General features: G+C 38.6%; 11 protein-coding genes. 3 read left to right on the plus strand and 8 right to left on the minus strand.

Features of this window, described 5'->3' with window-relative positions; translation table 11 throughout:
• Nucleotides 1-3: 3 nt before the first annotated feature.
• Nucleotides 4-504: a nitroreductase family protein gene (locus KJS44_RS10735; protein ID WP_008687402.1), complete on the plus strand. Its 501-nt coding sequence runs from the start codon at nt 4-6 to the stop codon at nt 502-504.
• 263 nt (nt 505-767) lie between these two features.
• On the opposite strand, the gene KJS44_RS10740 is transcribed toward KJS44_RS10735, so the two are convergent.
• From KJS44_RS10740 to KJS44_RS10755, 4 genes are all read right to left on the minus strand, one after another.
• Entirely contained in the window at nt 768-1,691 is a 924-nt protein-coding gene (locus KJS44_RS10740; RefSeq protein WP_008687400.1) for an isoaspartyl peptidase/L-asparaginase, read from the minus strand.
• Between the two features lie 352 nt (nt 1,692-2,043).
• Nucleotides 2,044-2,994, minus strand: a complete 951-nt coding sequence (locus tag KJS44_RS10745) for an L-lactate dehydrogenase (RefSeq protein WP_008687399.1) — start codon at nt 2,992-2,994, stop codon at nt 2,044-2,046.
• Between the two features lie 180 nt (nt 2,995-3,174).
• Nucleotides 3,175-4,491: a replication-associated recombination protein A gene (locus KJS44_RS10750; RefSeq protein WP_008687397.1), complete on the minus strand. Its 1,317-nt coding sequence runs from the start codon at nt 4,489-4,491 to the stop codon at nt 3,175-3,177.
• 374 nt (nt 4,492-4,865) lie between these two features.
• Nucleotides 4,866-5,105, minus strand: coding sequence for a hypothetical protein (locus KJS44_RS10755; protein ID WP_008687395.1), 240 nt, complete (start codon nt 5,103-5,105; stop codon nt 4,866-4,868).
• Nucleotides 5,106-5,640: 535 nt separating this feature from the next.
• On the opposite strand from KJS44_RS10755, the gene KJS44_RS14825 reads away from it, so the two are divergent.
• On the plus strand, nt 5,641-7,542 hold the full coding sequence (locus tag KJS44_RS14825; RefSeq protein ID WP_008687394.1) for an acyl-CoA dehydrogenase family protein: 1,902 nt from the start codon (nt 5,641-5,643) through the stop codon (nt 7,540-7,542).
• Between the two features lie 14 nt (nt 7,543-7,556).
• Nucleotides 7,557-8,765, plus strand: coding sequence for an FprA family A-type flavoprotein (locus KJS44_RS10765; RefSeq protein WP_008687391.1), 1,209 nt, complete (start codon nt 7,557-7,559; stop codon nt 8,763-8,765).
• Between the two features lie 248 nt (nt 8,766-9,013).
• Here KJS44_RS10765 and yaaA read toward each other — a convergent pair whose 3' ends face one another.
• The 4 genes from yaaA to KJS44_RS10785 form a co-directional block, all read right to left on the minus strand.
• Nucleotides 9,014-9,772, minus strand: coding sequence for a peroxide stress protein YaaA (yaaA, locus tag KJS44_RS10770; protein WP_008687390.1), 759 nt, complete (start codon nt 9,770-9,772; stop codon nt 9,014-9,016).
• A 131-nt stretch (nt 9,773-9,903) separates the two neighbouring features.
• Nucleotides 9,904-10,410 (minus strand): hypothetical protein, encoded by a 507-nt coding sequence (locus KJS44_RS10775; protein ID WP_008687389.1) that lies wholly within the window; start codon nt 10,408-10,410, stop codon nt 9,904-9,906.
• 221 nt (nt 10,411-10,631) lie between these two features.
• The gene (locus KJS44_RS10780) at nt 10,632-13,226 is read right to left on the minus strand and encodes a translation factor GTPase family protein (RefSeq protein ID WP_008687388.1); all 2,595 of its coding nucleotides are present in this window, start codon (nt 13,224-13,226) and stop codon (nt 10,632-10,634) included.
• Nucleotides 13,227-13,542: 316 nt separating this feature from the next.
• Nucleotides 13,543-14,982, minus strand: a complete 1,440-nt coding sequence (locus KJS44_RS10785) for an amidophosphoribosyltransferase (RefSeq protein WP_008687387.1) — start codon at nt 14,980-14,982, stop codon at nt 13,543-13,545.
• Between the last annotated feature and the right edge of the window lie 169 nt (nt 14,983-15,151).

The raw sequence follows: 15,151 nt of genomic DNA on the forward strand, positions 1-15,151 counted from the left end.
GTTATGTTAGAGGAACTATTTAATCGTGTTAGTATTCGCCATTATCAAAATCGTGAAGTGGAACAAGCAAAATTAGAAGAAATGTTAAGAGCTGCCATGAATGCACCAACGGCCAGAAACACACAGAGCTGGCGTTTTCTAGTCATCACGAATAGAGAAACATTAAATCATATGACAGAGCTTCAGCCTTATACCGGGATGATGAAAGAAGCCTATTGTGCGATTCTCGTTATGGGAGATCGCAACGCAAATCCAGTCGATGAATATTTGTATGTAGATGCTGCCGCTGCCATTGAAAATATGTTGATTGAAGGTGTGCATCAAGGCCTTGGCACTTGTTGGTGTGCTGTTGGCCCTTCAAAAGAGCGCATTAGCAAGTTTAAAGAGTATTTCCATTTAAAAGATCATCTATTGCCTGTTGCTGTCGTTGCTGTTGGATACAGTGCAGAAGATAAGACAAGAATTGATCAGTATGATCCTGAAAAGGTTAGCTATTATCGATAGTGTTTATGTAAGCATTTCTTTCAACTGATTTCTAATAAGCCCTTCATGATTGAAAAGATGACAAAAAGAAAAAAAGATATAAAAAAGTGTTTAAAAAAACGTAGCACATCATTTCTTTTATAGACAACGTTTTCTTTATTTACGTTGTCTACTTAGAAGTGATCATATCTTTTCATGCTACGTTTTTTCTTATTGCTTATATCATTTCCAATCAGCTTTCAGCATACCTAAAAGCTTTAAATCTGTTTTTTGCGCATGTATACCTAATCTCCGGTATATTGCTTTATCCATGCGGCATCTGCTTCAAAGTTGTCATGCTTTCCATTTTGATAAGTCGCAACCATTAACTTGATGTCATCTTCTTGAATGACAACATATGGAAATTCTGAAATATTTGTGGAAGCGCCACAATTCCCATCCTTATCCATAGCAATCACACTGATCGCATCACAGGTACGATTGGCCATCTGCATGCGTTTTACATGTGCATCTAATACTGTATCGACGGCTGCTTGTACAGACATACCTGCTGCCATGGCATCGACTATGCGAATGGATAAGCATCCACGCATGATATCTTCTCCCAATCCGGTAGCTGCAGCACTTCCATACAGGGCATCACTGTAAAAACCGGAACCGATGATTGGAGAATCTCCTACACGTCCTTCATGTTTCATAAACAATCCGCTGGTAGATACTCCTGCTGCTAGCTCATCCTGACACTTTCCTAGCACACAAACTGTATCATGTCCTTCATATGCTTTTAATTCCATGTCTTCTTTTTGTTTATCTTGCCATCGTTTTTTACTTTGAGGCGTCATGTGATTTTGAAAAGCAAAACCTTCTTCTTGTGCAAAGGCCTCCGCACCCTTGCCTGACAGTAAACAATTTACTTTATAATCACTTAGCTTAGCCGCTACCGCAATTGGACTTTCAACATTTTCAACTTCGATGATACCACCAAAACCAAGCGTATTTCCATTCATATAAGCACTATCCAACTGCACATGTCCCTGCGCATTCGGCAAACCGCCATGTCCAACAGAGATAAATTCTTCTCTAGCTTCTACATCCTGAATAGCAGCTAAGATTGCCGCCTGTACAGAGCCATCCTGCTGCAATATATCTTTTGCCTTCAGCATTCCATCATACGACATTTTCCATGTCGAAATCATTGCCTTATTCATCTTCGATTACCCCTTTTCATACTACTTTATCACGATTGTAAAAGGCCTTACCATTGCTTTTTAACAATAACCTTTTACCATTTTAACGCTGTTATCATAGCATAAATCCATACACTTGCAAAGTTACAATTGACATCAGAAACTAGATGAGATGCTTCATCCTTACACAAATTACTCCTATAGAGAAAGTAACACGCCTTCTTATCCCCCCTATGCGCTATACCTTTATGATGGCATGTGTATAGCTATCGAATGTCCTTTTTGCCTTTTACTAAGAAATTTTAGATTCCCATAAAGAAAGAAAAAGCTCTCCGTTCAAACGCTGCTAACGTTTGCCAAGAGAGCACATCAATTATAACAATGGGTCAATCGTTCCTGTGTTGATGCTGCGCAATGTTTCACAGCTAGCATCAAATTTTGCCTGATCAACTTCATTTAATTCTAATTTTACAATTTCACGAATACCTTTGCGGTTGATAATAGCAGGAACACCAATATATAAGCCTTCCTGGCCATATTCACCTTCCTGATATGCAGAAATTGTTAAGATCACATTTTCATCGTCCAAGATAGCATGCACCAAACGATTCAAAGAAAGCCCGATTCCATAATACGTAGAACGTTTCCGTTTGATAATTTCATAACCAGCCTGCTGTACCTGTGTATAAATTTCATGCAGATCACTTAAGTCTTTACCTTGTTCATCCAGAATATCTAATAAATTCTTACATCCAACATAGGCATTTGTCCAAGGTACAAAACTGGAATCTCCATGTTCTCCCATAATATAGGCATGAATATTGCTGGAAGATACATCCAGATATTCACTCATCAGATAACGCAATCTGGCAGTATCTAAGATCGTACCAGAACCAATAACTCTTTCTTTTGGTAAACCACTTACTTTTTGAGCAACATAGGTCATGCTGTCAACCGGATTGCTGGCAACTACAATAATACCATCAAAGCCTGATTTCATGATGTTTTCAGTCACGCTTTTTAAGATCATCGTGTCTTTGGCCGCAATATCCAGACGACTTTCGCCTTCCTTCATCGTAACACCGGCTGTAATCACAACGATGCTTGCATCTTTACATTCTTCATAACCACCAGCTTTGATCGTCATTTTTCCACGTGCATAAGGAAGTCCATGCTGTAAGTCCATCGCTTCTCCTACAGCTTTATCATGATTAACATCAATCAAAACCAATTCATCAATACCGCCAGTGTTTAAGAAGCTGTATGCCATACTCATACCGACAAAGCCGGTACCTACCAATACTAATTTTCTTTTCTCATTCATATTCAAGTCCTCCTTTTTTACTATGTCCATGATTTTTAAAACCATACACAGTGTCTTTATGATGTTATCTTTAACTAACACAAGTATAGCATGTTTCTAACGGAAAGAACATATTAATGATTTCCCTTTTTCATGCAGAAAATGACCTATTCTTCCTTTTTATGCCATATTTTTTATATATTACTTATGCTTCTTGCGCCATTCCTCAATCTGCTTCATACGTGCAGTGACCTTACTCTCAGAACCTTGCATGGTGGGTTCATAATAAATCGTTCCCTGTAAAGTAGGTGGCAAACATTGCATGGTTGTCAGCTTATCCTCATAATCATGCGCATACTGGTATCCTTCCCCATAATGAAGTTCCTTCATTAATTTAGTCGGCGCATTGCGAATTTGTAGTGGTACTGGTTCACTAATCATCTTTAAAGCATCTTCTTTCGCATGTTCATAAGCCATATATAAAGCATTGCTTTTAGGTGCTAAGGATAAATAAGTAACAGCATGTGTCAGATGTACACTGCATTCAGGCATCCCGATAAAATGACATGCCTGATATGCCGCCACACAGATTTCTAGTGCCCGACTATCAGCCATACCAACATCCTCACTGGCAAAGCGTACCAATCTTCTTGCCACATACAATGGATCTTCTCCAGCCTCTAACATACGTGCAAGCCAGTAAATAGCTGCCTGCACATCACTGTTGCGCATGGATTTATGCAAAGCGCTGATTAGATTATAATGTTCTTCCCCTTTTTTATCATACAATAAGGATTTTTGATGGATGCACTGCTCCAGCGTTTCTTTTGTGACAAGATACCCTTCATCTGTTTTTTCCGCATTCAATACGACCATTTCCAAGGTATTCAAAGCGACTCTGGCATCTCCATTGGCAAACTGGGCAATCATATCCAACATGCTATCTTCCATCTGCACATTTAAAGTTCCAAAGCCTTTTTCATCCTGTAACGCATGTTGTAATAATTCCACTAAATCACTGGTTTCCAAACCTTTTAAAACAAATACTTTACATCGCGATAAGAGGGCAGAATTAATCTCAAAGGAAGGGTTTTCCGTTGTCGCTCCAATTAAGATGATGCTGCCTTTTTCCACATAAGGTAAAAAAGCATCCTGTTGTGCCTTGTTAAAACGATGAATCTCATCTACGAATAAAATAGTTCGTTTTCCAAACGCTCTGGCATCACTTGCTTCTTTCATGACTTGTTTGATTTCTCGTATGCCACTTGTGACAGCACTAAAATCAATAAAGCGGGATTGTGTCTTATGAGCGATGATCCTAGCCAAAGTTGTCTTACCAACACCGGGTGGACCCCAGAAAATCATACTGGTTACTTGATCTTTTTCAATTAGATTCCATAGGACCTTTCCTTTACCAATCAGATGTTTTTGCCCTACATAATCTTCTAAGCTCTGTGGTCGTAATCGACTTGCCAAAGGATCTTGTAAATCCTGATAAAACAAGGATTCTTGTTCCATGCACATCACTTCCTTAACTGCTTTCATTATAGCACATTTTAGCGAAAGCTTACGTGCCAGCTAAACTCATGTCACAATTCTTTCACATCCTAGATTAGTTAAATTGCTTTCTTACGACCAAAAACCTTTTTCTTATCAGAAATCTTTTTTACGCTATCGCTCATTCTATATCATGCAAGTTTCTCATACCGTTTTCTTCCTTTTGCCTAAGCTACCGTTTCCTCCCTGCATAACAACAAATTCTTTATTTTCATCTTCATCTTTACGTTCATCTTTTAGGACTTTTTCTTTTCCCAACTACTTATCAACCCTTCTACTTATCAACCCTTCTACTTATCAACCCTTCTACTTTTCATTCACCTTCATCATCTTCCTCATCCACAACAACAGGTAGGCAAGCTATGACCACTTCCATAATGTTGTTGCGCTTCTACTTCCGTAAAAAACACACTCTTGCCAATTTCTTCCTCAGCGATCCAATTATCCTCATCGCATAGGACATACGTATCAATCAGAAAAAAAAGCTCTCCCTTCTCTATTTTGATATCGCTCACTTTACCGCATTGAATATGTGAGCCAAGAATATAATATACTACACCGTTTCTTTCTAACATAGGAATCCTCCTGTTTCATCGGTTATAGAATACGAAACTAATTCCTCACTGTCAATTATTCTGCCTGTTAACTCGCTGTTGCATTCGCCTGAACAAAAAAGAAACGATGCTTTTAAAAAATGGTCAACTGGTGCCTGTAATGGTAATTGTTCTCATACTTTCATATGGTTAGCTCCTGTTTGGATAATTGCTCTCCTACTTTCATAGGGAATCGGTTATTCGTTCCTGTGTGGTAATTGTTCTTATACTTTCATTCAAGTAGTAAAACGATCTATCGGTTATAAAATGAACACTGCCTTACCTAATAAGAATTTAATAGCAGCATTCTAATACCACCAAATCTTCATACTTTGTCATAAGAAAAATTCGCTGGTGCATATCGCTATACAAAGCGCTTACATTCTGATATTGTATAACCAGAAAGTGAGAATACATTTCATTTTAATTCTTAATTTTAATTAAATGTAATTCTCAACCTATGGTTGCTCATGAAGCTCTTCATGACTGGCATTGTGTAAATAAGGAGGAAATGTACATGCTTTTTCAAACAACCAAGAAACAAGAAGACCTACGGAAAAAAGTACGCGAATTTGCGGAAAGCGAAGTAAAGCCAATTGCCTTTTTGCTAGATAAGGAAAATGAATTCCCTAGCGAAGCAATTGCCAAATTTGCCGACATGGGAATGATGGGTTTGCCTTATCCCAAAGAATATGGCGGTGCAGGAGCAGATGTCTTAAGCTATGCGATTGCAGTAGAAGAATTATCCAGAGTTGATGGAGGAACCGGTGTCATCTTATCAGCACATGTATCTTTAGGAAGCTATCCAATTTTTGCGTTTGGTAATGAAGAACAAAAACAGAAATATTTAACACCTTTAGCAAAGGGTGAAAAACTTGGTGCTTTTGGGTTAACAGAACCAAATGCCGGTAGTGATGCAGGTGGAACAGAAACAACGGCAGTATTAGAGGGTGATCATTATATCTTAAACGGTGGTAAAATCTTTATTACCAATGCGCCGGTAGCTGATACGTATGTTGTCTTTGCCTCAACAAATCCGGATGCCGGAACACATGGTATCTCTGCTTTCATCGTTGAAAAAGGATGGGAAGGCTTCACCTTTGGAGATCATTACGATAAGATGGGCATTCGCTCTTCTTCCACTGCGGAATTAATCTTTAATAATGTAAAAGTACCAAAAGAAAACCTGTTAGGTAAAGAAGGACAAGGCTTTAAGATTGCAATGGCTACGCTTGATGGCGGTCGTATCGGAATTGCTGCACAGGCATTAGGTATTGCTCAGGGTGCTTATGAACATGCTTTAGAATATGCAAAAGAGCGTATTCAGTTTGGCAAACCAATTGCCCAACAACAGGCAATTTCCTTTAAACTAGCTGATATGGCAACCAAATTACGCTGTGCTAGATTCCTTGTTTACAGTGCTGCTGAATTAAAAGAAGCCCATGAACCTTATGGCATGGAGAGTGCTATGGCTAAACAATATACCTCAGACATCTGCTTAGAGGTTGTCAATGATGCTTTACAGATCTTTGGCGGAAGTGGCTATTTAAAGGGTATGGAAGTCGAACGTGCTTATCGTGATGCGAAAATCTGTACAATCTATGAAGGTACCAATGAGATTCAGCGTGTTGTTATTGCGTCCCATATCATCGGTAAGATGAAAAAAGATGGTAAGGCAAAACGGAAAAAAACATCCATTACCGGTGAACGTAAGAAAATGATCTTCCGTGATGGCACACCAAAAGAACAAGTCGCAAAACTAGTTGAAGCATTGAAGAAAGATGGTTATGATTTCAGTGTAGGTATTGCGATGGATACTCCAATCGTCGATGCGGAACGTGTGATCAGTGCCGGCAAAGGTATTGGGGCAAAAGAAAACATGAAATTAATTGAAGAAGCTGCTAAATCACTAGGTGCTGCGATTGGTTCATCTCGTCCGGTTGCGGAAACTTTGAAATATGTGCCATTAAATCGCTATGTTGGTATGAGTGGACAGAAGTTTAGCGGCAATCTATATGTAGCTTGTGGTATTAGCGGTGCCGGTCAGCATTTAAAAGGTATTAAGGATGCGACAACCATCGTTGCCATCAACAACAATCCAAACGCTCCAATCTTTAAGAATGCCGATTATGGTATTGTAGGTGATTTGATGGAAATCTTACCTTTGTTAGCGGAAGCTTTGGATACGGGTGTAAAACAGCCGGCTCCACCAATGAAGAAGATGAAACGTCCATTTATCAAGAAAGAAGGACCTTCTTATAAACGCTATATCTGCAGTGGCTGCGGCTATGAATATGATATGGAAATCGGCGATCCGGCAAGTGATGTACCTGCAGGAACAACCTTTGATAAACTACCAGAAGAATGGATTTGTCCAGAATGCGGTGAAGAAAAAGAAAACTTCATCGAGATTGAATAGGAGGAAAAAGACGTATGTATTGTGTAAGAAAAGTTGTAGATGATCTGTATTGGGTAGGCGGTAATGACCATCGCTTAGCACTATTTGAAAATATTCATCCGATTCCTCGCGGCGTATCCTATAACTCCTATTTGCTGCTGGATGAAAAAACCGTTCTCTTTGATACCGTAGATTGGTCCATCTGCCGTCAGTTCTTAGAAAATGTGGAACATGTATTAGATGGCCGTGACTTAGATTATTTGGTAATTAATCATATGGAACCTGATCATGGTGCCAGCATTGAAGAAATCTTGTTGCGTTATCCAAATGTTACCATCATTTCCACAGAGAAAAGTATCATGTTGATGCATCAGTTTGGCTTTGATGTTGATGATAAGACCATGACTGTGAAAGAAGGCGATTCCTTTCGCTTCGGTAAACATAACATCGTCTTCGTGGAAGCTCCTATGGTCCATTGGCCGGAAGCAATGGTTAGCTTTGATACAACCGATGGCATTCTCTTCTCTGCCGATGCCTTTGGCTCCTTTGGTGCCTTAGATGGCAAACTGTTTAATGATGAAGTGAACTTTGACCGTGATTGGATTGATGATGCTCGTCGCTATTATACCAACATCGTTGGTAAATACGGTCCACATGTACAAGCCTTGTTAAAGAAAGCCTCCACCTTGGATATCCACTATATCTGTCCGCTACATGGACCGGTATGGCGCAATGACTTTGGCTATCTATTGGATAAATATGATAAATGGAGTCGTTATGAACCAGAAACATGCGGTGTGATGATTGCTTATGCGTCTATGTATGGAAATACTGAAAGTGCTGCTCAGGTATTAGCTGCGAAACTGGCAGAAAAAGGCATGACCAACATTGCCTTATATGATGTATCAAATACCCATGTATCCTACCTCATCAGTGAAACCTTTAAATATAGTCATATCGTTTTAGCAAGTGTTACCTATAATCTAGGTATTTATCCGGTAATGCATGATTATCTGATGCATATGAAGGCATTAAATCTACAGAAGCGTACCGTAGGTATCATTGAAAATGGTTCTTGGGCACCAAAATCCGGTTCTTTGATGAAAGAATTCTTGGATGAAGAGATGAAACAGATGAGCATTCTTAACAGTGAAGTCAATATGATTTCTGCCTTAAATGACAACAATGCAAATGAAGTTGATAATTTAGTAGAAAGCATCCTTGATTCCATGAAAGAAGCATAGATCTTCCACATGCAGGTGGGATGGTATTGATAAGGAAACGATCAATACTGTTACAAAACACATAGGGAAGAAAGATAATAAAAATAGAAGGAAATGGTATATCTGTTTCCTTCTTTTCTTATATGTTAAGGCATATCCTAAATTGTCTTTACATCTTGATGTTATCCTGTTTTATTTGAAGACGCTAAGAAGTACGAGTAAACATATGAGAGGACCTAATATTAAAACTCTCATCTTATAAATCCTCTTTATTTTTTCCTGGGAAATGCTCTGGTAAAAATAAATTCTTCACTACTGGATAAGGCTTCTTGAAAACGATAGCCAAGACCTTGAAACTGCTTGATATCCTCGATATCGGTAATCTGGTGCTCTGCCATATAACGCACCATTTCGCCTCTTGCCATTTTGACATAGACACCTTTTTCTTTTAAAGTATCCTTCGTTTCTTCCATGAAGCGACATTTCACATACCGTATAGCATCACGTTTGTAGCGTGTGATACAACGGCTATATTGCGCACTTGCCAGATCAACGATGACAGAGGATTCTTGGATAAGTTCACGATAGAGCTTATCTTGCCAAAAGGCATAGAGATTGCAAAAGGTGTCTGTACGTAAAAGACTGTTAATTTCCAGACGATAAGGCACTACACCATCCAGTGGTTTTAAGACACCATAAAAACCAGATAAGATACGCAAATGCTTTTGCACATAGGCAAATTGTTCATCACTGAAGATATCCGGTGCCATATACGTGTATTGAATGCCATCATAGGCTAACAGGGCCGGTACAACATTTTGTGTTAACTGCATAGTTTGGAATATCTGATATGCTTCTTGGGCGATACGTTCACTACAGGAAAGAATATGACGTAAAGCACTAACATCCTGCTGTTGCATAATCTTCGCCAATTGCTTGGTTTCCTTTAGCAACTTAGGTGTTCCCTGGGCGTCTAAATAAGCGATATCATTGCGCATGCGTTTCGCTGGTGCAATGCAAATCATCATCTGCATATCCCTCCTTACGTGCCTATTAGCAAATGGAATCATGGCTTAATCATTCTTTACACATAAAATTATTTAAATGAGGTGTTACTCAAGAACTTAAATGAAAAAACTGATGAGTCTCCATCAGTTTTTTAATCGTCATCTTCATCATCATCCTGATATTTGCTAAGAATTATTTTGGCATATTTATAGAATGTTGATTTTTTCATTCCCGTAGCTTTCCGATAAGCCTCTAACGGACGATGCTCACGTTTTAAAGTTATAATTTTTTCTTCAAAGTCTTTTGGAAGCTCTGCAATCGGACGACCATATGCGCCTTTTCCTTCTTCTTTTAAGCGCAATGCATCTTTAATTCCGCGCAATTGTTTTTCTCGATGATCTTCATTCTTCAATGATAAGGTGAAGTAAAACATCGCTAATTCCCGTTCACTGTTCAATGTCAATCCATAAGATTCATCATACAGTGAAATGTTGTTCTCTTTACAGAATGTAAGCTTATCCTGTAAGTCTAAAAGTCCAAATCCAAAACGTTCAATTTTTTTAAAACTAATTTCATCCCCAGGTTTTAACTGCTTTTTAAAATCTTCCCAATACTGCTTTTTGTCTTTTACGTTCTTACATGAAAATTGATATCTCATAGTCCTGCTCCTTGCACAAATTGCTTTCTCATTTGTATTTCTAAATCCTCTATAATTCTATCATAAAATTCTAAATAATGTTCTATTTTCTGCTAATAATTTTAAAAGTTTTCGTATTTTTTTGCATATTTTCTTCTTTATGTAAACTTTAAGATATTTATGTCATTTTTATAGATAATTTTTTTACAAATATTTCCAGAAATTATGTGTAAGGGTATACATTACTTATCTTTTTTCACATCTTTTTGTTCCCTTAAAGCCGTCAATGCTTGATGACGGAAAACGGGTTGTTGCTTATATTCTTGTGAAGAAATTCGATGATGTTCCTCGACCTCTTTTTGAAATTCTCTGGCAGAAATTCTTTGTGCTCCCTGACCGATAACAATTAGCTGTTCCAAACCATCACTTGTTGCGACACGGACACGATACTCCTTTGCCAACTTATGTGTAGCCATCTCGATGTAGTTATCCGCTGTCTGTGAAGTTTTCGTATACACAACATGTATATTTCCGTGCTTTCTGATTGTCTGTGCTGATTGCTTCACGCGATACGCATCAAAGACAAGGATTACCTCACATTTGCGATATCCCTGATAATTATTCAATTTATCAATCAAGCGATCTCTTGCCGCATCCATCTGATCTTTTGCCAATGCACGCAATTCGTCCCAGTCATAAATAATATTATAACCATCGACCAATAGACATTCTGGTAAGATTTTCAGAGTCTTGATTTCCGTAGCAGGTATTTCTTTCCCTGGTTTCCTTTTCGGTTGTTTTTTATCCTTTGGCTTTCCATAAATACTTTCAAAAACACGCTGTAATTCTTTCTCATCAACCTTTGTATTTTCATGTTTGAAACTTGTTTCAGAAGGAGATTGCCTACGTAATGGTAAATGCATATAGTCTTCTACTTTATCCCATGATACCTGATAGCCACTGCCATGCATACAGAATATGGAAGAGGATGGATTATCCAAATCACGTTGTGCATCATAACCAATTTGTGAAATCACATCAGCGGCCTGTTGACATGGACGATAGCCATCCAGAAAACAGCTTAATTTTCCTTTTCCGCCAGTATACGATCGCAATTCAAGTTGGTAAGATTGCATACATGCAACAGGAGCTTCCCCTTCTAAAATACATAGATCCTCATCTTGTGACAAAATAGAAAAATGCGCCTTCATAGACTCTAGATCATAGATGAGACGGCTGAGATGCATCGCTGTCACTTCTGCATGAAAGCGATAATATGGTTCTAAAAGAACGCTTTTTGCTTTCATTAGTCCTTGACGTATCGCACGATATGTCGCCTGCCGAAAATCACCGCCTTCCGTATGTTTCAGATGTGCTTTTCCACATAATAAAGTGATTTTCATATCTGTTATTGGTGATCCACTCAATACTCCGAGATGTTCTTTTTCTTGTATATGATTTAAAATAAGTCGCTGCCAGTGCCGATCCAATTTATCTAATGGAGCAATACTATCTACTTGGATACCACTGCCTGGTGCAAGTGGTTCCAATAGTAAATGAACTTCCGCGTAATGACGCAATGGTTCATAATGACCGACTCCTTCAACTTCCTGTTCTATCGTTTCCTTATAATTCACCATGCCTTCATCAAACGTTACTGAAAGACCCAAACGCTGTGCAATCGTGTATTTCAGTATTTCCATCTGCACTTCACCCATTAGCTGTACACGTATTTCTTTTTTCATCTCTGAATAAGTAATATGTAACTGTGGATCTTCTTCCATTAAGGGAATTAATTTACGCATCGTCGCAAAAGCATCCGTATTCGCAGGTAAAACCATTCGATAATTCATTGCGGCTACACTTTCCACTTCTGTATGATGTTCCTCAAAGCCCAAACCATCTCCTGCCTGCAGCTGACGTATCCCTTTGATAACACAGATTTCACCAGGCAATGCTTCCTGAATCACCTCAAAGCGATTGCCACTATACCGCCGTAATTGATCTACTTTTTCTGTATCACTGATCTTCATTTTCGCTTTCAGGACACCACCACTTACTTTTACATGGGCAAGCCGATTTCCTTGTTCATCATGACTGATTTTATAAATGCGGGCTCCAAACGTATCGCCATATTGTTTTGGCTTGATCCATGTTTTTAAACCATCTAAAAAGGCATCAATACCATCCAATTTTAATGCCGATCCAAAATAACAGGGAAACACCTTTCTTTGCGCAATCGCTGTCTTTATCGCATCTTTTTCAAGAACTCCCTGTGTCAGATACGCTTCCATTAATGCGTCATCACACATCGACACATCTTCCATCAAACTAGCATCCTCTTGCATGAAATCAATACAACGGCTATCTAACTTCTGATTCATTTCTTTTAATAGTTCTTCTTTACTATGATAAGAAATATCCATTTTATTCACAAATACAAAAGTAGGTATCTGATGGGCCTTTAATAGCTGCCATATCGTTTCCGTATGGGCCTGTACCCCATCACTGCCACTGATAATCAAAATAGCATAATCTAAAATTGCTAAAGTCCTCTCCATTTCCGCACTGAAATCGACATGTCCAGGTGTATCCACAAAATTCATATGAAGCTGTTTCCAATGCAAAGCTGCCTGTTTCGCATATATGGTAATACCCCGATTTCTTTCTAGCTCATCATAATCAAGAAATGCATTTTGATGATCTACGCGGCCTAAGTTTCGTATGCTTCCACTGCGATATAACATTGCCTCACTAAGCGTTGTTTTTCCGGCATCCACATGAGCCAACAGACCTGCACAAATATGCATGTTGTTATCTTTTTCCTGTTTGTCCATCTAAATACCTCCTCATCATCTTTTCCCATTATCTGCTACATCTTGCAGTGTTCTATATTCTGTAATATCGGTATGCTGAATTGATCACATACAGGACATTTTTCTCTTCTTTATGCATGGTATCCCTCGATCTAGTTGTACGGTTTTTAAACTATTTTTTTGTGTCATCTGCACATTTCTAAAACTGCTTTATGATTCCCAAGCTATTATATCATTTCCTTTAAAAACCGAAAACAAAGTTTATACATTATGCTCCTTTTGGGTACACATTGATGTGAAGATGAAGAAAGGCTATGCATCTGCACAGCCCTTAACTTTATTCTTTGCCTTCGCCATCTTTTCCATTATCATCTTCTACACCATCAAAACAATAGGTACATAGCTGACATTTATCCAAACCGATTGCCTTTACCATATCGTCAATGCGATGATAGCGCAATGATGTGAAATTAGAACGTTGACAGATTTCGCTACACATCTTTTTATAACGATCACTGTCTGGATTGGCATATTCTGCTAATACCTCATCAGAAACATCGTCACCCTCCAGTTTGCGAATCACCCGACGGGTAATCAGATCCATCTCGGATTTAGAACGTGAGAAGTTGAGATATTTACAGCCAAAGATAATCGGTGGACATGCAGGTCTAACATGAACTTCTTTTGCGCCACTTTCATACAAGAACTCAGTCGTTTCACCTAACTGTGTACCTCGAACAATGGAATCATCTATCAAAAGCAGACGTTTATCTTTGATTTTTTCTTGTACCGGAATCAGTTTCATCTTCGCTATCATTGAGCGCTGTTTCTGACTGGTCGGCATGAAGGAACGTGGCCAGGTTGGCGTATATTTAATGAATGGACGTGCAAATGGTACACCTGATGCATTGGCATAGCCCACGGCATGAGCAATCCCTGAATCAGGAACACCTGCTACACTGTCAACTTCTACATCATCACGATTTGCCAACAGTTCGCCACAGCGATTACGCATACACTCTACATTGACACCTTCATACGTAGAGGTAGGATAACCATAATATACCCATAAGAAACTACAAATTTTCATCTTTTCCAATGGTTTCTGTTTTACTTCAATACGCTGAGGCGTGATAAAAACGATTTCCCCGGGACCTAAATCACGATAATGATGATACCCTAAGTTAAGGAAGGCACTACTTTCAAAGGTTGCACAAAAACCTGTTTCTTTTTCACCAATGACAATCGGAGTTCTTCCTACACGATCTCTAGCGGCATAAATACCTTCTGAAGTCATTAACAGAATGCTCATACTGCCTTTTACAACATCTTGTACATATCGCAGACCTTCGACGATCGTATCTTTATGATTGATAAGAGATGCCACAAGTTCGGTAGGATTCACTTCTCCTGTGCTCATTTCTAAGAAATGCGTAACCCCTTTTTCAAAACACAAATCTTGCAACTCCTGGACATTGTTGATACGTCCGATCGTGGTAATCGCAAAGGAACCTAAATGTGATTTTACCAATAATGGCTGCGCTTCGTTATCAGAAATACAGCCAATGCCGATATTCCCACTGAATTCTTCAATATCTTTCTCAAACTTTGTACGAAATGGTGAATTCTCTATGTTATGGATTGCTCTTCCAAAACCTTTATCACCGTGAATCGCCATTCCACCACGTCTTGTTCCCAGATGGGAATGGTAATCAACGCCAAAAAATACATCTAATACACAGTCTTCTTTCGATGCTACACCAAAAAAACCACTCATAATTACCTCCAATTAAACTCTCTCTTTTTGTAATACGTGTATATTTTACCTTATTTTTTCATGAATGAATATAGAAAATATAATTTTTTCATGGGAATGCTTACATCTTCACAGAAATATAAAAATTTATCTTCTTCATACTGCCTTTCTTGAAAGACACACACTAATT

This window comes from Longicatena caecimuris, assembly GCF_018406465.1.
In the GTDB taxonomy this organism is placed as follows: domain Bacteria; phylum Bacillota_I; class Bacilli_A; order Erysipelotrichales; family Erysipelotrichaceae; genus Longicatena; species Longicatena caecimuris.

Excerpts from the sequence above, each read along its gene's own strand:
- KJS44_RS10735 (WP_008687402.1), top strand. The coding sequence starts at position 4 with ATGTTAGAGGAACTATTTAATCGTGTTAGTATTCGCCATTATCAAAAT.
- KJS44_RS10740 (WP_008687400.1), bottom strand. The coding sequence starts at position 1,691 with ATGAATAAGGCAATGATTTCGACATGGAAAATGTCGTATGATGGAATG.
- KJS44_RS10745 (WP_008687399.1), bottom strand. The coding sequence starts at position 2,994 with ATGAATGAGAAAAGAAAATTAGTATTGGTAGGTACCGGCTTTGTCGGT.
- KJS44_RS10750 (WP_008687397.1), bottom strand. The coding sequence starts at position 4,491 with ATGGAACAAGAATCCTTGTTTTATCAGGATTTACAAGATCCTTTGGCA.
- KJS44_RS10755 (WP_008687395.1), bottom strand. The coding sequence starts at position 5,105 with ATGTTAGAAAGAAACGGTGTAGTATATTATATTCTTGGCTCACATATT.
- KJS44_RS14825 (WP_008687394.1), top strand. The coding sequence starts at position 5,641 with ATGCTTTTTCAAACAACCAAGAAACAAGAAGACCTACGGAAAAAAGTA.
- KJS44_RS10765 (WP_008687391.1), top strand. The coding sequence starts at position 7,557 with ATGTATTGTGTAAGAAAAGTTGTAGATGATCTGTATTGGGTAGGCGGT.
- yaaA (WP_008687390.1), bottom strand. The coding sequence starts at position 9,772 with ATGATGATTTGCATTGCACCAGCGAAACGCATGCGCAATGATATCGCT.
- KJS44_RS10775 (WP_008687389.1), bottom strand. The coding sequence starts at position 10,410 with ATGAGATATCAATTTTCATGTAAGAACGTAAAAGACAAAAAGCAGTAT.
- KJS44_RS10780 (WP_008687388.1), bottom strand. The coding sequence starts at position 13,226 with ATGGACAAACAGGAAAAAGATAACAACATGCATATTTGTGCAGGTCTG.
- KJS44_RS10785 (WP_008687387.1), bottom strand. The coding sequence starts at position 14,982 with ATGAGTGGTTTTTTTGGTGTAGCATCGAAAGAAGACTGTGTATTAGAT.